The organism is Pseudomonas sp. H1_A03, assembly GCF_054685145.1.
The window spans coordinates 4,995,843-5,015,175 of record NZ_CP162829.1; the positions used below are offsets into that span (position 1 = coordinate 4,995,843).

A 19,333-nucleotide genomic window follows, 5' to 3' on the forward strand; every position below is an offset into this window, starting at 1 on the left:
GCACGACGTTGGCGCCCTCCTCCTTTCAGAACATGGAAGCGGCCTTGGACTTGGCCAGGTAGCGCGCTGGCGAATCGCCCAAGTTACGACGAAATACCGACGTGAATGCGCTGGGACTGCTGAAACCCAACTCGAACGCCACCTCGGTGATGGACGAGCCGTGACTGAGTCGCGCAGTAGCCTCCAGCAAGCACACCTGCTGGCGCCACGACACAAAGGTCATGCCGGTGCACTCGCGAAAGTTTCGGGTAAAGGTGCGCCGGCTCATGCTCGACCAATCGGCCATCTCGCAGATGGAGATTCTCTGTGTGGGCGCTTCGAGGAAGCGCTGACAGGAGCGGGCCAGCCGGGCTTCGGAAGGCAACGGCGCGCTAAGGGGCAACTCGGGCATGGCGCCGATTTCATCGACCAACAGGGTCAGCACGCACCGGTCGCGAACGCCGGGAGACGCCGACGGCCCAATCGCCAGCGCCGCTTCCAAAAGGTGGCGCAACAGCGGCGATACGCCAAATACCTGGCAATGGTCCAACAACCCCGTGCGCCGTACCGCGTCGTCGTCCAGGTAGGTATTGAGCATCACCACGTCGCCGCGCATGTGCATCTCGTGGGACACCCCGCCCGGCACCCAGATTGCCCGCTGCGGCGGAACCACCCAACTGCCCAGGTCAGTAAACATTTTCAACGCGCCTGCCGAGGCGTAGGCGAACTGCCCGCGCCGGTGAGTGTGGCGTGGAAACACGGTACCGGACGGGTACTCGCGCAGCGTCACCACCGCTTCGGGGCTATCCGGTGTGTAAGGGGTGTAAGTGAAGGTCGGCGACATGGCCCAATTTTGTCAAAATATGACCCGGCATAGCAAGCGGGCCATAACGCTGCAACCTAGAATCATTGCTCCCCATGTTGGGCTGATATCGAAGGGGTTTCCGGAAAATGAGTGTCAAAAACTCCCAGCCCGCAACGGTTCGCCTTGAACTGAATTTCCGGCGACACATCGCAATCGCGCTGTGCCGCCTGACCCAAGGAGGGTCCATGCTGAAAAAACATCTGTCGCTTGCGGTTCTCGTCACCCTGGTATGGGGGATCAACTTCCCCATCACCAAACTGGGCCTGCGCGCTATCGATCCGTTTGTCCTCACCGGCATCCGCTTTGCCCTTGCCGCCTTGCCGCTGGTGTTCTTCATCAAGCGCCCTGCCGTCAAGTTCCGCTATGTGACCGCCTACGGCATTATTTTCGGGCTGGGCATGTGGGGCGTGATCAACTACGGCATCCAGGTGGGTGTGAGCCCCGGTATTGCATCGTTGATCATTCAACTCAGCGTGTTCTTCACCCTGGGCTGGGGCGTTGTGCTGTTCAAGGAGAGAATCCGCGGCGCGCAGATGCTCGGTGCCGTGCTGGCCCTGATCGGTTTGGCGGGAATCATTTCCACCCAGGACGGCAACCATGCGGTGCTCGGCGTCATGCTGATCGTACTCAGCGCAGTAGCCTGGAGCGTGGGCAACGTGATCATCAAGAAATCCGGGGTCAAGGAGATCTTCTCGTTCATGGTGTGGGCCAGCCTGATCCCACCGATTCCACTGTTCCTCACCGCCTGGCTGATGCATGGCGGCGCTGCGTTCGAGGGTTTGCAAGCCAACCTCGACCTGACGGCGATCCTGTCCATCCTCTTCCAGGTGTACCTGGCCACGCACTTCGCCTACTGGGGCTGGAACTCCCTACTCAAGTTGTACCCGGTGTCCACCGTAGCGCCGCTGTCGTTGCTGATCCCGGTGTTTGGCATTACCAGCTCGATGCTGATGCTGGACGAGCGCATTTCCACGCCCAACCTGATCTCGATCGGGACCATCATCGTCGGGTTGGCGGTGGGGTTATACCGCAGGCCGGTGAGCCTGGCGCCGGTCGGGCCTCACGCCGTGATGCAGGCTGATAAGTAACAACGGCAGCAGACAAGCCCAGCACCTGGCCAGGCTTCCGCATGGCACTCAATACGCGAAATTGTCGATCTTGACCTGGCCATCGGGAAACGTCGCAATAATCTCCAGTTCGCCGCCCATCGCGCGGATATAGTCGCGTAACGTGCTGATGTACATGTCGGTGCGACGCTCCATCTTGGAAACCGCCGCCTGGTTGATATTCAATGCTTTGGCCAGGCTTTCCTGGCTCAACTGCTGAGCCTTGCGCAGCTCATGCAGGGGCATTTCCTTGAGATGCTGCTTGAACAACTGCTGCGCTTCGGCACGGGATTCCGGCGTCATGCGGGCTTGAAGTTCAGCGAATTTTTTAGCCATGGGTACGGCCCTCTTTACGCAATGTATCCAAATGCACGTCGTACAGCTTTTCTGCCACTGGGACGTGTTCCTCATACCATCGGTGTTGCCCGGTTTTATCACCGCCGATCAGCAATAACGCGCATCGTCGCGGATCGAACGCGTACAAGACCCGATAAGGCCTACCCGCGTGCTGTATGCGCAGTTCCCGCAGGTTACCGTGCCGGCAGCCCTTGATATCGCTGCTGTGGGGAAGCGCAAACCCGGCCCGAATAGCCCCAATAGATCAACGCTGGCAGACACCGAGACTTGCTCCTTTGCGCCCAACGCTTCCCACCAAGCTCCGAATTCATCCGTGTACTCAATGTCCCAGTCCATGCAAATATGCCACCCAAGGAATATAAACTCAAGAGCATAAAACCTAGTAGATGAATTGGATGAGCTGCCACCCGCCCACACCGGGAAATTGTTTGTACATCCTTCCGACCAGCCGGCAAAACCATCGATCCACCGCAGGAAAAGCGCCCAATGCAGCCTCACGCGCTGCAAAAACACAATTTTCGACATGTAAAAAGCGCTCTAATACCCGCCTGTTGATTGGCTTTAAAGATTCTGGAGTTCGCAATGCCCCATGAAGGCAACCTGTTACAAGCAGCCGTGGTATTCCTGCTCGCCGCCGTGCTGACCGTGCCCCTGGCCAAACGCCTGCAACTGGGCGCGGTGCTGGGCTACCTGTTTGCCGGCGTGATCATCGGGCCGTCGGTGCTCGGCCTGATCGGCAACCCGCAAAGCGTCGCGCAATTCTCTGAACTGGGCGTGGTACTGCTGCTGTTCATCATCGGCCTGGAGCTGTCACCCAAGCGTTTGTGGGTAATGCGCAAGGCCGTGTTTGGCGTTGGCCTGGCCCAGGTGCTGCTCACCGGCCTGGTGATGGGCGTGGTGGCCCTGTGGCTGTTTGGCCAGTCGTGGAACAGTGCCATTGTGCTCGGCCTGGGCCTGGCGCTTTCGTCCACCGCGTTCGGCCTGCAAAGCCTTGCCGAGCGCAAAGAGCTGAACCAACCACACGGTCGCCTCGCGTTTGCGATTCTGTTGTTCCAGGACATCGCTGCAATCCCGCTGATCGCCATGGTGCCGCTGCTGGCCGGCAGCGATCACCCCACTACCGAAGCCCAGGGCCTGCAGCATGTCTTGCAGATCCTCGGCAGCACCGCCGTGGTCATCATCGGCGGTCGCTACCTGCTGCGGCCGGTGTTTCGCATCGTCGCCAAGACCGGTCTGCGCGAAGTGTCCACCGCCACGGCGTTGCTGGTGGTGATCGGTACAGCCTGGTTGATGGAACTGGTGGGCGTGTCCATGGCCCTCGGCGCGTTTCTCGCTGGCTTGCTGCTGGCGGATTCGGAGTACCGTCACGAACTGGAATCCCAGATCGAACCGTTCAAGGGCCTGCTGCTGGGCCTGTTCTTCATCAGCGTGGGCATGGGCGCGAACCTCAGCCTGTTGCTCAGCTCGCCATGGGTGGTGATCGGGCTGACGCTGCTGCTGATCGGCTTGAAGCTGCCGCTGCTGTACGCCGTGGGCCGACGGGTGGGCGACCTCAATCGCGAAAGCGCCCTGCGCCTGGGCGTGGTGCTGGCCGCCGGGGGTGAGTTTGCTTTTGTCGTGTTCAAGATCGGTCGCGACCAGGGCCTGTTCGAACCTCATCTCTATGATGTGCTGGTGCTGACCATCACCCTCTCCATGGCCGTGACGCCGCTGCTGTTGCTGGTGTGCCCGAAGCTGTTCAAGCCAAAGGTCAAACCGGTGGAAGTGCCGGAGGAATACCGCGCCATCGAGAGCGATGCACCGCGCGTGGTGATTGCCGGCATGGGCCGTATGGGCCAGATAGTGGCGCGGATCCTGCGTGCGCAGAACATCTCGTTTATCGCCCTGGACACCTCGGTGGAGACCATCGAACTGACCCGCAGCTTCGGTGGCATGCCGGTGTTCTACGGTGACCCGCAACGCCCGGAGATCCTGCACGCGGCCAAGGTCGACCAGGCAGAGTTCTTTGTGATCGCCATGGATGACCCGGAGATCAACATCAAGACTGCCGAACTGGTGCGCAACCTCTACCCGCACATGAAGATCATCGCCCGTGCGCGTAACCGCCAGCACGTGCACCGCCTGGTGGACTTGGACGCCTCACCGATTCGCGAGACCTTCTACTCCAGCCTGGAAATGAGCCGTCGCACCCTGGTCGGCCTGGGCTTGAGCCAGGCTCAGGCCGATGCGCGCATCACGCGCTTCAAGAACCACGACCTGCAAGTGCTGGCGGCGCAACACGCGGTGTACGACGATGCAGCGAAAGTGATGCAGACCGCTCAAGAAGCGCGGACGGAGTTGGCGCGGCTGTTTGAGATGGACCGACTCGAGGAAGAGTCCGACAAGGTGTGAGGCTATCGGTGAACGATCTTGCGAAAATTCTGACAGAATATGCCGCAATTTCGTTCATCCCTGGAGCGCTTCATGGCCACTTTCACCAAGACCGCCGCCCTGCTGGTCCTCGCGCTTACTGCCGGCAGTGTCTTCGCCGCCTCCAAGCCAACTACGCAAACCATCTCTACCCTGGGCGGCAAGTTCACCTTCAACCTGCCCAAGGCCTACGCTGCCGACACCTTGCCGGCTGGCAAGGCGGATGATGGCACCGCCGATACCCAAGGCACGATGTACGCCAACCAAACCACGAAAAGTGTGGTGATCGTCGCCGAAACCGTGCGTAACGATGGAGTAACCATCGGGGATAACGACGCGCAGTTCCTCGATGGCGCCGTGGCCGGCTTCGTCAAGGACCAGAGCGCAGCGCTGCCTGACTTCAAGAAGCAGAGCGAGAAGAAGCTGAACTTAAAGGGCCTGGGCCTGCGCCAAGTGGACAGCACCGCCACCCAGGGTGGCGGCAAGACGTTGCAATCCACGTTCCTCGGCGGTTCGGGCAATCATTTGCTGGTGATCCAGGCGATTTCGCGGGCGGATGATGCCAAGGGGCATGCGGCGTTGGTGAAGCAGATTACAGGCGGTAAGTAACCCGATCTCCCAAGCAACACAAAACCAATGGGGGAGCAGGCAAGCCAGCTCCCACATTTTTTACGGCGTTTGCCTCAGGCTTTTTTCCAGCCAAATCTTCAAGTCCTGCACTTCCGCCTCACTGACGGTGTGGTTCATCCCCGGATACCCATGAAACTCCGGCTTCAACCCCAGCCCCGTCAGCACCTCGTTTGCCCGGGTCGCCGATGCATACGGCAGCGCCTGGTCCAAGGTGCCGTGACCAATAAAGATCGCCAGCTTGCCCAATGATTCATCCGGTTTCAGCTCAGCCTTGAGCACCGGCAACACGCTGCCACTCAACGCCGCAATCCCCCGCACCAGCTGCGGGTCACGCAACGCCACCTCATACGACATGATCGCGCCCTGGCTGAAACCAATCAGGAACACCCGATCGCTCCGGGTGTGGTACTTGGCGGTGGCTTTGCCGACGAAGTCCTTGATCAGCCCCGCACTGCGCTGAAGATCGGCCGTGACACCATCGTAATCGCCGTCACCCGGCGTCTTGGTAAACCAGCGGAATCCATTCGGATCGACCGGCATGGGCGCCCGAACCGACAAATAAGTCCACGTGGACGGCAGCGCGTCCTTGATGCCAAACAGGTCTTCCTCGTTGCTGCCAAAGCCATGCAGGAAAATCACCAGCGGTTGGTTGGGCGCATCGCCCTGGGTTTGCTCCAGGTACGACAGCGGCAAGTCGGTGTGCAGCGTATCGTCGGCATGAGCGGCACCGGCTAGCAGGGTCAGCGCCAGGGCAAACAGTTTAAGCATGGGACGTTACCTCAGGGTTTGCGTAGCAGATAAGTGTCCATGATCCAGCCATTCTCCAGGCGCGCGGCCTTGCGCACCCGTTGGATTTCTTCGGCCACCTCACTCACCTTGCCGCTGATGAGGATCTCATCCGGCGTGCCGAGGTAGGCGCCCCAGTAGATGTCCAGGTCCTGATCGGCCACGCTACGGTAGGAATCTTCGGCGTCAAGCATGACCACCAGGGTGTCGGCATCACTCGCCTGCCCCGCCGCCAGACGGCGCCCGGTGGTGATCTCAACCGACTTGCCGATGCGGTTCAGCGGCACTTTGTGCTGTGCGGCCAGCGCCTGCACGCTGGTGATACCGGGGATGACTTCGAACTCGAAGGCGCAGCGGCCACTGGCCAAAATCGCCTGCAAAATACGGATGGTGCTGTCGTACAGCGCAGGATCGCCCCACGCCAGGAAAGCGCCCACTTCACCGTCGGCCATTTCCTCATTGATCATGCGCTCGAAAGTCTGCTGCTTGTCGCGGTTGAGGTCCTGCACGGCGGTGGTGTAGTCGATATCGCCGCGCACACGCTCGGGGCAATCGGCCTCGGCGAAGCGGTAGCCAGGCTCGGTGATATAGGTCTCGCAGATCTCGCGGCGCAGGTCGATCAACTTGTCTTTGCTCTGGCCCTTGTCCATCAGGAAAAACACGTCGGTGCGGTTGAGCGCTTTCACGGCCTGCATCGTGATGTAGTCAGGGTTGCCGGCGCCAATGCCGATGATCAGGATGCGTTTCATGGGTAGCTCTCAGTGCGGGGCGTGGATTTTGCCATGTTCAGGCGCCTAGGCGTGAGTTTCCAGGCGCAGGCGCCAAGCCTTGTTGAAGCGAAGTTCAGTGGCTGACAGCGCTTCGACGTCGATGAGATAGAACATCGACAGCGGAAACCGCATCACGTACAGCAGTGCGGCGCGGATCACAAAGGGGTGCGTAATGGCGACCACATGGCCGGGTTGGGTTTCGAGGGATTTCATCCACTGCGCGACACGCGTGCAAACGTCATCCACCGACTCGCCGCCATGGGGTGCGCACGTGCTGTCAGTGAGCCAGGTGTTTAACTGATCGCCATTCAGTTGGCTGATGGCCTGGCCTTTCCACTGGCCGAAATCAGCGTCACGCAGGGCGTCTTCGACTCCTGCGTCACCGCCGAACAAGCCGGCAGTCTGCCGTGCGCGCATTTCCGGCCCGCACAACAAACGCCGGGGTTTTTTATAGCGCCCGGCCAGGGACAGCGCCGCCCCCTGCCAATCCATCGCCACCGCCTCGTCGTCCGGAAAACGCCCGCGCTTTTGCAGCGGCGTGGCGGCATGGCAGATGAGTGTCAAACGGGTGGCCTGGATCACGGATTGTTTCAACGACAAGGATTAAGGCCACCAAGACTGGCGCAGTTATCGCTAGGGCGCAACGCCTTGTGCCAGATAGAGCACCTGGTAGCCCGTGCCTGGGTGCTCGACGTCCAACGTCTTGGCCGACAGCGTAAACCGCACCAAGCGCCACGCTTGTACGTCCAGCGCGAGGAACACCGCGAACGTGTCGTTGCTATCCGCCAAGTGCTGATTCCGTCGTTTCTCATCGGCCACTATGCCCGCGCGGTCCGCGCCAGGCGCCAGCGGCCATTCCTCCCGATACACACTCAGCGCGTTCTGCGCCGGGCCGCGTTGTACATCCAGCGGCAGCCAACTCTCGATATGCGGACGACCGAAGCTGTCGAGCACTTTCTGGAAACGCTCCCCCAGCAAAAAGTCAGCGGCCTGCAAGGGGTCGGCCCACAGGTACACCGAGGAATACACATTGCCGCCAGTCTCCTGGGCGATAAACGCCTTGAACAGCAACCCTTCAGCGTGATCCCACAACGGCCCCAACTGCGCGGCGCGTCGGCGAATCACGTTCATGTCGTAGTCGGCGGGCAAGCGGTGTGAATACTGTTTGGCGAACATAAAAAAGCTCCCTGGCAAGATGAGGTTCCAGCTTGCGCACCCGTGATGATTTCAACAAGATATGAGCCGATATAGGTGCGATAAGGATCCGATATGACTGACGCGCTCAAACCTCTGGATATCGACACCGTGCACGCCTTCGTACTGGTGGCGGATTTCGCCAGTTTCACCCGTGCCGCCGAGGCCCTCGACACCTCCCAGGCCGCGATCAGCCTTAAGCTCAAGCGCCTTGAAGAGCGCCTCGGCTATCGCCTGCTTGAGCGCACGCCACGGCACGTGCGGCTGTCGCCCAAGGGCGAGCAGTTCATCGTGGCCGCGCGTGCGCTGCTCAACGCCCATGAACGCGCGCTGGGCGACATGGGCACCCACGCACCGCGTCGCTTGGTGATCGGCATCAGCGACCACGTCGCCGGCCCGGACTTGCCGACCTGGCTCAGCCGCCTGGCCGCCTATGACCCTTTGGTGATCCTCGAAGTCCGCATCGCCTCCTCCCGCGACCTGGTCGCCGCCTTCGATCGCAACGAGCTGGACGCGGTCATCGTGCGCAACGAGGGTGACCGCCAGGACGGCGAAGTCTTGGTGGTGGAACGCTTCGGCTGGTTCGCTGCGCCCACCTGGCAACACAGCCCCGGCACGCCACTGCGCATGGCGACCATGGCTGCGCCCTGCGGCGTTCGCCACTTGGCCACACGCGCACTGGACGCGGCGCGCATCGACTGGACCGAAGTATTCGTCGGCGGCGGTGTGATGGCCGTGGGGGCGGCAGTCAGCGCCGGCCTCGGCGTAGCCGCCCTCGCCCACCGCGTGGCACCCGCTGGCGCGGTTGAGGTGAGCGAGCAATATGGGTTGCCGGCATTGCCCGTGAGTGAAGTGGTGCTTCACAGCCGGATCAGTGACGCACGCTCCAGGGAAACATTGCGCGCCCTGAGCGCGACCTTTCGTGGTGTGCTGCAACGTTGAAACCAGCCCCCGCCAGTGTGCTTTTTTTGTGGGAGCTGGCTTGCCCAGGTGATGCCATTTTCACAATTGTAGTGAGCGGGCTTGCCCCGCGCTGGGTGGCGAAGCCGCCCCAAACCAGGCGACTTGGTTTTATCTGGCACTCGGCGGTGTCTTTATTGGGGCGGCTTCGCCACCCAGCGCGGGGCAAGCCCGCTCACTACAGGTTGCTTCTGTGCTCTCAAAAGATGTGTGGCGACATGACATCGTCAATCAAACCACTCACGGCGGCCTTCGAAGGTGCTGATGATCAACGCCACAATCATCCGCACCGCCTCCGCATCCCCCACTTGCGCATTCACTGCCAGCCACACGTGGCGCTGCATGCTCTCGGCCAACAACCCCGGCAACGCCACAAGCCCCCGGTCAAAACTGCTCATGTAGTGCGGCAGCAACCCAATACAGGCGCCACAACGAATCATCTCCAGCATCAGCGAATACGCATGCACCTGCACCACCGCCGCCAAACGCTGCTCCACCACCCGATTCCACGGCTGCAGCGCGCCAACCTGCGCATCCGGCTGCCACTGCACCAGCATGTAGTCATTCAGGTCTTCCACGCTGTCCGGCCGTGTTGTCAGCCGTGAATAACGCTTGGCGATATGCGGCAAATATTGCAGCCGCGCCAGGGCCCGTGGCGGCTCAGTGACAAAGCTCGGGCCCGGCACCGGGCCGTCGGCGTCCGACAACCACAGCACCACGTCTACCTCCACTGCTTGCAGCGACAACTGGCTGTCGATGGAGATGATCTCCAGGCGCACGCTGGCGTTGCGTCGCAGCAAGGCAATCAGGTCGCGCCCAAGGATGTCGTGCAGGATCGGCTCAGCCACCGCCAGCCGAATCAGCGGTTGCTCCGTGACCGGCAGGCGCCGCTCATGGGCCAGGGCAATCAACTGAGCCTGCAACTGCTGACCATCGCGGCTAAGTACCAAGCCATTGCCCTGATAGGTGAACAGCGAATGGCGCAGATGCTCTTCCAACTGCGCCAAGCGCTTGCGCAACAGCGTCGCCTTGATATTCAAACTGCGCGCCGCCTGCATGAAACAGCCGCAGCGCGCACTCACCAGAAAGTAGCGCGCCACCTCCGGGTCAATCTCATTGGCCAGGGCCAGCCAGGTACTACGCCCCTCGCCCGGTGCGCGATAAGCGGACGGCCCCTGAAGGCCAGACGGTTCTAGAAATGCCATGGGAGACTCCCTGTCTTGTCTGTCTGTGCATCCAATGCGGGTTGAAACGCGTTACTCCAGCACCTTGTTCAGCTCTGCGCCGTCGATACTCAGGGTCGCGGTGTTAAGCATGCCTTCGAGGTAAGCCTTGGCGATCTGCTCCTGGCGCTGGGCGCGCAGGGCCTGGGTCAGGCGTTCGCGCAGCTCGTCCAGGGTCGCGGTGCGCGCCGGTTGCTGGCCGGTGAGCTTGAGCACATGGAACCCTGCCGCACTCTGCACCACGTCCGACACGGCACCGACCTTGAGGCGCGACACCGCAGTGCGCACTTCCGGCACCAGTTGCTGCAATGGCTGCATCCCCGAGTCCCCACCTCGCGCGGCAGAGTCGGTGTCCTGGGAAAACTGCGTGGCCAGGGCGGCGAAATCACCCGGTACCGCCTGGGCGCGGCGGCTCAATTCCTGGGCCTGGCGGCGTACTGTGTCGAGGGTTTGCGGGTCATTCACCGCGAGGAAAATCTGACTCACCCGATACAACGGCGGCGTCATCCATTGCGACTTGCCGCTGTCGTAGGCCTGTTGCAATTCAGCCGCGCTGGGGTAGTCGGCCGGCACCTGGCTGACCGAGAGCATGTAGTCGCGAAACACGATTTGCTCAGTGGCAGCTCGTGTTTGCTGTTCCACTTCCGGACGCTGGCGCCAGCCTTGCGCGTCGGCCTGTTCGAGCACCGCCTTTTGTGCCAGGCGTGAACGGATCCAGGTCTCCAACGCACCTCGGTTGCCGCGTAATTGCTCGCGAGACTCGGCCGGCAGGCTGGCAAGCACGCTTTTCAGTTCCGTCAGGTCGATCTGCTGATTACCCAGGCGAGCCACCGCTGGACCGCTCGGCGCAAGGTTGAGCACCGGTGCCGGTTGCTGAGCCGCCACCGGGTCGCTGCCCGGTCGCACGCTCAAACCCACCGCCACCACCAGCAGCGCCAGCGCACCCGCGCCGACCATCAAGGTTGGCTTTTTCACAATACGGGCGCCTCGACGTCGGCCTGGGCCTGCAACTGCGCCGCCTGCTGGCTGTATTCACGCAGGTAGACGATAAACTCCTGCAACAGGCGATCCCACAGTTCCAGCTGGCTGCGCAGGTGCGTGGCGCCAACACCGGCCACCACCACGTCCATTTCCATCAACAGGAATTCGCCCTGCACCGACAACCGCGCAAAGCGCCGCGAGGCGTTCCACACCTGGGCCAGGCCTTCAGGCAACTCGCCCTGGATACGCAGCGCGCAGCTGTAGGTGAAATCCACGTAGTTGCCCTGCTCCGCCGCCGGGTTGCCGAAGCGCACGGCAAAGCCGATGCCCTGGCTGGCGCTGAGCAATTGCACGATACCGTTCTGCTCGGTCTGATTGACCCGGTAGCCGGCTTCCTGCAACAGCTCGGTGAGGCTCTGGGTGGTGACGCTGGTGATCAATTCGCTCATGGAGATCTCTTCCCTGTCTATCAATGATTGGCAGTTGCCTGAGGCGCGTCGAAACGGCTCTTGTACAAATCATCGCCAAAGCCCTGGGCCAGTTCCTCGAACTTGACCCGCGCGCTGCTGGCGAACGGCTGGCGAATACTCATCACCTCGGCCACGTCGATTTTTTCGTAGGCCGCGAGCAGTTGCTGGGCCACGCCGTACATCTGTTGATTCTTGACTGAACATTGCTGCACTTGTGTGTCACGTTCGCTCAGTTGTGCCTGCAAGCGAGCGCGCTCGGCTTCTTTACCCTTGGCGAGCACCAGCAGTTCGTCATAAGCCTTCTTGAACTTGCCGATCTGCTCATTGCTCGCCGCGACCTGGGCTTGCGCCTGACTGTGCAGGCTCTGTTGCTGGCCGGCCATTTGCTCGGCCACGCCACGGGTCTTCTCCAGCTCAGCGGTCAGTTGCTTGATTTGCGCCTGGGCCTGCTTGGCCTGGGTTTCAGCGGCGATACGCGCCGCACTGGCCTGAGCCTGTTCGCTTTGCAGCGCCTGCAATTGCTGGGTGGTGCTGCGCAATTGCGTACGCAAGCGCTCCTCCATGCCTTCAGCCGAGGCCGCCGTGGCAACGAATACCAAGAGCAGCCCGCAGATTCGCGTGTTCATGTGGCATCTCCCTGCGCATCAAAAGCGCGTGTTGAGTTCCAGTTGCATCACATCGACTTCGAACGGCTGGCCATACACTTCGGACGCGCTCAACCAACGCGCACTGGCGTAGATGTTCTTTTCGATGCCGTAGTTGGCGCCGATGAAGTACCCCTTGGCGTTGGTGCCGCCCAGGTGGAACGAGGAATCGTTGAAGCCGTCGGGCAAGGCGTCGGGCTGGATGTATTTGTAACCGGCCAGCACATTCCAATCGCCGCGCTTGCGCATCTCCAACGCGCTGCCGAGGGTGAACGAGACCATCAGCGCATTGCCGCCACTTTCAAACTGGCCTTTGCTGTTGATGTTGTTGACGATCTCGCCCTCGCTGCGCTTGAGCATCTCGCCCTTGTCGTAAGCCAGGTTGTGGATGAAGTTAGCTTGGCTGCGCAGCTTGAAATCGCTCGGCAGCTCGCTGTCCCAGACCAGGTTGAGGTCCAGCACATCGAACTTGGACGCCAGGCCTACGAACTGCGGGTCGGGTGTTCTGGCAGGATCAGCCGGGTTGGTGGTGTTGTTACGCAAGTTGAACACGGTGTTGCCTTTTTGCATGAAGGCCACGCGCGTGCCGTCGGTGTCGCAACCCGCCGCGCCCGCCCATGGCGCGCAAGGGCTGGAGCGCTCGCCTTCGATGTCCTGGAACTGGTAGTAGGCAGCCGCCAGCTTGAGACGGTTGCTGCGATTGATCTTCCAGTCAGCGCCAATCTGCCCACCGAACAGCCATTTGGTCTCGCTGTCTTCCTTGTCGATACCGTTGGCGCTGGCAGTGTCGGAGGTGTATTCGACCGGGAAGGCGCCGAGCGTGCCGAACAGGCCCCATTCACTATTGAGGGCGTGGTTGAAGACTGCGGCCACACCGTCGAAGTTGAGGTCGTTGGAATACATCATGTCGGTGGAGTAGAAAGGGTTGCCGATGCGGCCGGCGGTCAACTTCATGTAGTCGGTGGTTGCCCAGGTGAGGTAACCCTGGTCAAGCCAGACGTCTTTTTTGCCGAAACCGCCGCCCAGGGTTTGGGTGGTGGACACCGGGTTATTGTCAGAGCCGGTGGCGATGCGTATGCCGGCTGTCCAATCCGGAGAGATCACCGCCTTCATGCCCAGGCGTGCGCGCAGGCGGAACAGGTTCTCACGGTCCTCGCGGGTGTTGAGCAAGGGTGGGAACTTGGTATTGGAGTTTTTGTTGACGTCGTAGGGGCCGGTGTCATTGAGCTTCGCGAAGTCAGTGATGTTGTTGCTGTTGTTACCCGAAAAATAGCGCGACTCGTCGCGCAAACGGATATCGCCATCAAAGCTGATGCGCGAGATCCAGTCCGGGAACGTATTGGGCTGCGCCCAGTTTTCCTGCTTGGCGGTGGCCATGACCTCGGCCTTGACCTGATCGCGGATCTGATCCTTGACCGCCTGCGGCACATATTGCACACGCACGTCGCCGGGCGCGGCGACCGGGCCTGCGGCAACCACCGACGCGGCATTGGCCTGGCGTGCCTGCTGGGCTTCCTTTTCGGCCTGGGCGATCAGCCCATTGGCGGTTTCCTGCTTGAGCACGCCTTGCTGCACCAACAGGCGGATCAGGTTGATAGTGACGTTTTCCGAGGGCGCGACCGGGGCTGCAGTCGCCTGGCCGACCAGGGTCGCGATGACCATGCCGACCGCCAGGGTCAGTCGATTCACGGGGGAAATCATGTGTACGCAACTCCTGTAAAAAACCGTTGAAAAAAGCATTCAATTAATCCGGGCGCCGGCCCTTCAGGGACAGGCGCATGGGCAGCGTCAGCGAGGCCGGCGGCTTCTGTGTGGAACGCGGTGCACGTATCAGCGCGAGCATCTGGGCATCGGTCTCGGCATCCCCGCTGGACTTGGCCACCAGCGCTTTAGTGACCTGGCCATCGGTGCCCAACCACAGGTCTATCTGTATCGAGAAAGCCTTCTTGCGTAATTCCGGGTCTTCGCGCATCAGCCGTTGATAGGTGCCGGCCAGGTACTGCTTGTACGTGCCGGTACCCAACCCGCCGCCGCCACCGCTGCCGGCCATGCCGCCGCCCTTACCAGCGCCGATGTTGAAACCGTCATTGCCGGACTGAGCGTCGCCATCGATCTGCATCGGGTTGGCCAGGTCTTCGTTGGGCGAAGGCGGCGCTTCCTCGGCCGGCTTGACCTCTTCGGGTTCGGGGCTTGGCACCGGCTCCGGGACTTTTTCTTCGACCTGGGGCTCGGGCTCCTTGGGTTTCTCTGGAGGCGGTGGCGGTGGTGGCGGCAACGGGATAATCGTCGGCACCTTGGGCGCTTCGCGGCGCACGCCACTCATGTCATTGGCCCACTGCCACAAAAACCAGGCCGCCACGGCGCCCAGCAACAGGCCCGCGCCCCACTTCAACGGGCGCAATGGCGGCTTCTTTTTCACGGGCAGTGGCGCGATTGGGATCTGTGCGGTCATGGCTCAGCCCTGGCTCGGCTTGCCGGTGACCAGCCCGACCTGGGACAGCTCCAGCCGGCGCAGCAAGTCGAGCACTTCGATCACCTTCTGGTACTGCACCATCGCATCGCCGCGCACGATCACCGGGAAATCCGGGTTCAGCGCTTTCTCGATACGCAGGCGCTCTTCGAGTTCGCCAAGGGTCACCGGGTACGCGTCAAGGAACACCTGGCCGCCGTCGTTCACGGAGATCGCCTTGGTCTTGGCCTCCGACAACGACACCGAAGCGCTGGCCTTGGGCAGGTGAATCTGGATACCCGAGACCTGGGCAGTGGCGGTGAGGATAAACATCACCAGCACCACCATCAGCACGTCCACCAGGGGCGTGATGTTGATGCTGTCGACGGCGGCATCATCGTCATCGTCGTGGGAGGCATTTACAGAAGCCATGGCAACTCTCCTCAGGCCGGAACCGGTGCGTGATGCGGTGCGCGGTGCGCGGCTTCACTGTGCTGGCTCTCGCCGTGCATCTCCGCCAGGCGGGTGATGAACTCATCGACAAACACGCGCATGTCCGCACTCACTTCCTTGTTGCGCGTGATCAGGCGGTTGTAGCCAAACAGCGCCGGGATCGCGACAAACAGGCCCATGGCCGTGGCCAGCAAGGCCGCCGCCATACCCGGCGCGATGGCATTGATGTTCACGTCACCGGCCATGGCGGTACCGAGGAACACCACCATGATCCCCAGCACCGTCCCGAGCAGGCCGATGTACGGGCCGCCGGCGATGGCGTTGGACAGGGTCGAGAGCTTGGAGCTGAGGGCCTGGTTTTCGCGGGTGCGCACGCCGTCCATGGAACAGCGGATGGCTTCGATGGTGGCAGCCGAGACCGACGAGGTGTCGGCGCCCTGGGCGCGACGGGTGCGGATTTCCTTGACCGCCACCAGGTACAGGCGCCACAGCGAAGAATGGGTCAGGCGCTCAGCCAATTGCGTGTCGTCGGCGTACATTTCCAGGCGGGTGCCGATCTGCGCGAAATGCTCGCGGAAGACCTCGTTGGCACTGCTGAGGCGGCTGACCTGACGGTTCTTGCGCAGCATGATGACCCACGACTGGAACATCATCGCCACCAGCACCAGGATGATCACCCAGGCGTCGACCGGTACGGCATTAAGCAAGAAGCCCAGGCTGCCGAAGCCCATGCCGGACTGTTCTTCATCCACGCCATAGGCCACCAGCTTCGACTCGGCGCCCTGGGCGCTGGCGTCGGCCAGCAACAGCGCGGCCGGGCGCGCCACCTTGGACAGGCGCAGCTCATCGATGGCCCCGGCGAATGGCTGGTGCGTGCTGCCCGCTTCCGGCAGGTCGGCACCAATGGCCAACTGGGAATTGAACGCTGGCAAGGCGACGGCGAGGGTCGCGGTTTCGCGGCCATTCACATACAACGAGACCTTTTCACCCTCGGCGGTGAACGCCAGGTGCTGCCATTGGCCGGGGTTCAGCGGTTGGGTCGACACGGCGCGCTGGCCGTCGATTTCCACAAACGGCATACCTTGGTTCAAGCCCAGCAGCAGGTTGTGAGAGCCGTCGCGACGGGCCAGCACCACTTGCTCGCCACTGGCCTGGTCCAGGCGCAGCCAGGCACTGAAGGTGAATGCGCCACCGGCTGCGTGCTGCAACGATGGGCTGGCCGGCAACATCAAGGGCTGGCCGCCGAACTGCAAGGCGCGGCCGATCACGCCGTCAATGCTCGCGCCAGTGGCGTTCAGTGCAGTGTTGGCGTAGGCCGTGGTGTCCCGGGGCGGTGTCGCATTGGCCCCATCAAAGTGGTAAAGCGCGGTGTAGTTCGGATCAAACGTCAGTTGGCCGTTGGCGGTGGCCGGGGCTTTCTGATTGCCGTAGTACATCCACAGGTCCTGGCGCTGGCCGCCTTCGACCTTGGGCACATCGACCCAGATCAGCGCCATGCCCATCAACGGGTCGAAGCTTTCGATCTGATGGTTGAACACGGTCTTGTCATCGGCGCTGACAAAACGCAGGTCGGCACCGTCTTCCTTCACCCCGTCAAAGGTGAAATTGCCCGTGTGCAGGCGCACCAGCAGCGCGGTGCGGCCCAGGGCCTGGTTGATCGCGGCGCCTTGGGCGGTGGTGTCTACCGAGATCTGTTTGCGGTAGTGCCAATCGTCCTGCCACCAGGCATGGGCGGTGGCCGGGAGCGCGAAGCCCAGGCAGATCAACAGGCTCAGGAATAGGCGTTGCATGGGTGAAGTCTCCGAAAGAAAAAGTCAGAAAGTCGCCTGCACACTGAAGTGCAGTCGCGAGTCCTGTTTCTGGGTGTTCGGTCCATCGAGCAGCGGGTAGCCCCAATCCAGGCTGCCGGACAACCATTTGCTCAAACTGGCGCGGGTGCCCAGGCCGACACTGGCCAGGCTGTATTCGTCTTCTTGCTCGGGCAGCGGGTCGTGCAGGCGCATGCGCGCGCCTTCGGCGAACGCATAAAAGCGCCATTCCTGCACATAACTGCCGAGAAACTTGGCCATGGACGGCGTGCGCAGTTCCTGGGAGAGCAAGTAACCCTCATCCCCGGTGCGCTCCGCCGCCAGGTAACCGCGCACCGAGGTGGCGCCGCCGGCGGAATACTGCTCGTTGGAGACCAGCGGCCCCGAAGCCAGCTGGAAGCCACTTTTGGTGGCTGACTGCCAATCGTTGGCGAAGGTGTAGGTGTAATTCAGGTCGCCCTTGAGCACGGCAAAACTGGCGCTGGCCTTGTAGCGCTTGTAGTCGAACTCCTCGGCGTCGCTGCCATAACCGAAGAACGCACGGGTGCCGACGACCAGGTTCAAGCCAAGCCCCAGCTGGGATTGCTCGGTGTAGCGATAGCCGTTGTAGCCCAACGTGAATGGCGCGTACTTGAGCGGCACTTGGTCGCTGCTGGAGCCAAATTTCATTTCCTCGTCGAAGTCCTTGAAGTCGACCCCGAACGAGAACGAGTTGGCCCAGTTACCGGCAGCGGGCAGGTTGTAGATCGCCGACACCCCATAGGAATGCCCCTTGCCCAACACGTTGCTGCCGCCGATGGTGGCGATGTTGCTGTCGGACTGGTAACCGGAGAACTGCAAGGTCCAGCGCTCGTTCAACGGGGCGGTATAGGAACCGGACCAGACCTTGGCATTCTCAGTGTCCTGGGGGGCGGTGAAGTACGTCAGCGAAATGCTGTGGCCCAGTTGCCAGAGGTTGTCGTAACCCAGGGTTGCCACCGAGCGCAGCTTCTCGGTGTCGGCGCTGTAGTCGTTGTTCAGGCCGAGGCTGGCGTGCCAGGGGTTCTGGTCTTCCACCTGCAAATCCACATCCATGGTGCCGGGGCGCTGGCCTTCGCGTACCAGCGGCGTGACCTGACGCCCGGCACTGCGGTTGAGGCCGGCCAACTGGGTTTGCACCGTGGCAAAGTCCGGCACCGCGCCCTCTTCCAGCGCCGGCACCTGCTCGCGGATTTCCACCGGCGAATAGTGCTTGGCGCCGACCACACGCACGCGTCCTACCTTGGTTTCGCTGACTTGCAGGTAGACGATACCGTCGTCGACCTTCTGCTCCGGCAGCTCGACAAACACCGACTGGTAGCCCCGCGACTGGTAGATCTTCTGCAGCGCATCGCGGGCGCCTTCGATATCGCCCAAGGTCTTTTGCGGACCGAGAAACGGGTACACAGCCTCCTCGATCGTCGCCGCATCGAGCACCGTGTTGCCGCGCACGAAGTACTCGTTGACGTCGACCTTGCGCGCCGCTTGCTCTTCCTCGGCCAACGCGATTTGCGTCACGCTCCCCAGCGTCACGCAACACAGCGCCAGCGTTAATTTGAACAGATGCTCCACACCGCCCCCTGACATTCTGATTTTTTGCGCCGCCACCGATTGCCCGGCATGCGGCCTGCTCAATTGCTGGTGATCGAGGTGTTGCCGTGGCGTGCCAGCCAGGTGTGCAACAGGGCGAAGTTCAGCGAGAACTCCGGCATGTGCAGCAAGGCGCCACAAAACACGTCACCGATGATTTTCTGGATGAGTTGCACCGCACGCGGGTTATTCAGCAGCGTGGCGATGTCGCGGGTGAGGACATGAAGGCTCCAGACCTTTTGGTTCAGGTCCAGGCCGACGAACCAGCGGAACAGCAGGTTGTAGTTCAGCTGTTCATGCAGTTGCTGCTCGCTGGGTACCGAATACAGCAGTTGCAGCAAGAGGACTTGCAGCACAGTGTGCGGGGCGATCGACATCGCGGATTCGGCCACCAGCCACTCACGGTGCTGGTCGAGCACTTCGTCGATCTGCGGGCGCAGCAACACCAGGGAATGGCCCGCCGGGATGTAGCTGGACACTTCCTTCAACGCGCCCTGCCAGTCGTCCTGAGAGACGATCCACACCCACGGCGCACCGTAGCGGTACACCGAAACCGGCTTCTTGCGCGCGGCTTCAACGATCTTCGACAGGCGCTGGTCGAGCTCCTGCATGCCTACTTTCGAGTAACGTTCCATAGTTCC

The 19,333-nt window shown here is 61.7% G+C and carries 20 protein-coding genes and 1 pseudogene; 4 read left to right on the forward strand and 17 right to left on the reverse strand.

All coding sequences use genetic code 11. From position 1 onward, the window contains the following. Positions 1-25: 25 nt before the first annotated feature. A complete protein-coding gene (locus AB4O35_RS23090) occupies positions 26-823 on the reverse strand; it encodes an AraC family transcriptional regulator (protein WP_065876177.1) in 798 nt (265 codons plus the stop codon). Positions 824-1,029: 206 nt separating this feature from the next. Between AB4O35_RS23090 and AB4O35_RS23095 the strand changes: the two genes are divergently transcribed. Continuing rightward, complete coding sequence (locus AB4O35_RS23095) at positions 1,030-1,932, forward strand: EamA family transporter (RefSeq protein ID WP_065881372.1); 903 nt, start codon at positions 1,030-1,032, stop codon at positions 1,930-1,932. Positions 1,933-1,980: 48 nt separating this feature from the next. Here AB4O35_RS23095 and AB4O35_RS23100 read toward each other — a convergent pair whose 3' ends face one another. Then, positions 1,981-2,286: an XRE family transcriptional regulator gene (locus AB4O35_RS23100; RefSeq protein WP_049708781.1), complete on the reverse strand. Its 306-nt coding sequence runs from the start codon at positions 2,284-2,286 to the stop codon at positions 1,981-1,983. Next, positions 2,279-2,643, reverse strand: a pseudogene (locus AB4O35_RS23105) (type II toxin-antitoxin system RelE/ParE family toxin). Before AB4O35_RS23105 ends, AB4O35_RS23100 begins: the two are co-directional and overlap by 8 nt. Positions 2,644-2,889: 246 nt before the next feature. Here AB4O35_RS23105 and AB4O35_RS23110 point away from each other — a divergent pair. Together AB4O35_RS23110 and AB4O35_RS23115 are read left to right on the forward strand one after the other, a co-directional pair. Beyond that, positions 2,890-4,698, forward strand: a complete 1,809-nt coding sequence (locus AB4O35_RS23110) for a monovalent cation:proton antiporter-2 (CPA2) family protein (RefSeq protein WP_065946363.1) — start codon at positions 2,890-2,892, stop codon at positions 4,696-4,698. 72 nt (positions 4,699-4,770) lie between these two features. Further along, positions 4,771-5,325 carry a DcrB/PsbP domain-containing protein gene (locus AB4O35_RS23115; RefSeq protein ID WP_065876180.1) on the forward strand — a complete coding sequence of 185 codons (555 nt, stop codon included), beginning with the start codon at positions 4,771-4,773 and terminating at the stop codon, positions 5,323-5,325. A 60-nt stretch (positions 5,326-5,385) separates the two neighbouring features. Here the strand turns inward: AB4O35_RS23115 and AB4O35_RS23120 are convergent, their stop codons facing one another. The 4 genes from AB4O35_RS23120 to AB4O35_RS23135 are packed head-to-tail and all read right to left on the reverse strand — an operon-like array spanning position 5,386 to position 8,078. Further along, positions 5,386-6,114 carry an alpha/beta hydrolase gene (locus tag AB4O35_RS23120; RefSeq protein WP_065946364.1) on the reverse strand — a complete coding sequence of 243 codons (729 nt, stop codon included), beginning with the start codon at positions 6,112-6,114 and terminating at the stop codon, positions 5,386-5,388. Between the two features lie 11 nt (positions 6,115-6,125). Next, on the reverse strand, positions 6,126-6,881 hold the full coding sequence (gene cobF, locus AB4O35_RS23125; RefSeq protein ID WP_065876182.1) for a precorrin-6A synthase (deacetylating): 756 nt from the start codon (positions 6,879-6,881) through the stop codon (positions 6,126-6,128). A 45-nt stretch (positions 6,882-6,926) separates the two neighbouring features. Next, positions 6,927-7,481 carry a histidine phosphatase family protein gene (locus tag AB4O35_RS23130; protein WP_065946369.1) on the reverse strand — a complete coding sequence of 185 codons (555 nt, stop codon included), beginning with the start codon at positions 7,479-7,481 and terminating at the stop codon, positions 6,927-6,929. A 54-nt stretch (positions 7,482-7,535) separates the two neighbouring features. After that, complete coding sequence (locus tag AB4O35_RS23135) at positions 7,536-8,078, reverse strand: DUF4865 family protein (protein WP_065946365.1); 543 nt, start codon at positions 8,076-8,078, stop codon at positions 7,536-7,538. A 93-nt stretch (positions 8,079-8,171) separates the two neighbouring features. Between AB4O35_RS23135 and AB4O35_RS23140 the strand changes: the two genes are divergently transcribed. Further along, on the forward strand, positions 8,172-9,038 hold the full coding sequence (locus tag AB4O35_RS23140) for a LysR family transcriptional regulator (RefSeq protein WP_065946366.1): 867 nt from the start codon (positions 8,172-8,174) through the stop codon (positions 9,036-9,038). 245 nt (positions 9,039-9,283) lie between these two features. On the opposite strand, the gene AB4O35_RS23145 is transcribed toward AB4O35_RS23140, so the two are convergent. The 10 genes from AB4O35_RS23145 to AB4O35_RS23190 are packed head-to-tail and all read right to left on the reverse strand — an operon-like array spanning position 9,284 to position 19,327. Further along, positions 9,284-10,261, reverse strand: a complete 978-nt coding sequence (locus tag AB4O35_RS23145) for a LysR family transcriptional regulator (RefSeq protein ID WP_065881377.1) — start codon at positions 10,259-10,261, stop codon at positions 9,284-9,286. Positions 10,262-10,312: 51 nt separating this feature from the next. Beyond that, a complete protein-coding gene (locus AB4O35_RS23150; RefSeq protein ID WP_065946367.1) occupies positions 10,313-11,254 on the reverse strand; it encodes a peptidylprolyl isomerase in 942 nt (313 codons plus the stop codon). Next, positions 11,251-11,709, reverse strand: a complete 459-nt coding sequence (locus tag AB4O35_RS23155) for a YbjN domain-containing protein (protein ID WP_049708791.1) — start codon at positions 11,707-11,709, stop codon at positions 11,251-11,253. Before AB4O35_RS23155 ends, AB4O35_RS23150 begins: the two co-directional genes overlap by 4 nt. A gap of 20 nt (positions 11,710-11,729) precedes the next feature. Beyond that, positions 11,730-12,356 carry a DNA repair protein gene (locus AB4O35_RS23160; RefSeq protein ID WP_065910646.1) on the reverse strand — a complete coding sequence of 209 codons (627 nt, stop codon included), beginning with the start codon at positions 12,354-12,356 and terminating at the stop codon, positions 11,730-11,732. Positions 12,357-12,374: 18 nt separating this feature from the next. Next, positions 12,375-14,075: a putative porin gene (locus AB4O35_RS23165; RefSeq protein WP_065910647.1), complete on the reverse strand. Its 1,701-nt coding sequence runs from the start codon at positions 14,073-14,075 to the stop codon at positions 12,375-12,377. A 43-nt stretch (positions 14,076-14,118) separates the two neighbouring features. Then, positions 14,119-14,826, reverse strand: a complete 708-nt coding sequence (locus AB4O35_RS23170) for an energy transducer TonB family protein (protein WP_065910648.1) — start codon at positions 14,824-14,826, stop codon at positions 14,119-14,121. A 3-nt stretch (positions 14,827-14,829) separates the two neighbouring features. After that, positions 14,830-15,255: an ExbD/TolR family protein gene (locus tag AB4O35_RS23175; RefSeq protein ID WP_010211136.1), complete on the reverse strand. Its 426-nt coding sequence runs from the start codon at positions 15,253-15,255 to the stop codon at positions 14,830-14,832. A gap of 11 nt (positions 15,256-15,266) precedes the next feature. Beyond that, entirely contained in the window at positions 15,267-17,066 is a 1,800-nt protein-coding gene (locus AB4O35_RS23180; RefSeq protein ID WP_065946368.1) for a DUF2341 domain-containing protein, read from the reverse strand. A 24-nt stretch (positions 17,067-17,090) separates the two neighbouring features. Then, entirely contained in the window at positions 17,091-18,674 is a 1,584-nt protein-coding gene (locus AB4O35_RS23185; RefSeq protein ID WP_065876191.1) for a ShlB/FhaC/HecB family hemolysin secretion/activation protein, read from the reverse strand. 59 nt (positions 18,675-18,733) lie between these two features. After that, a complete protein-coding gene (locus AB4O35_RS23190; protein ID WP_065876192.1) occupies positions 18,734-19,327 on the reverse strand; it encodes a transposase in 594 nt (197 codons plus the stop codon). Between the last annotated feature and the right edge of the window lie 6 nt (positions 19,328-19,333).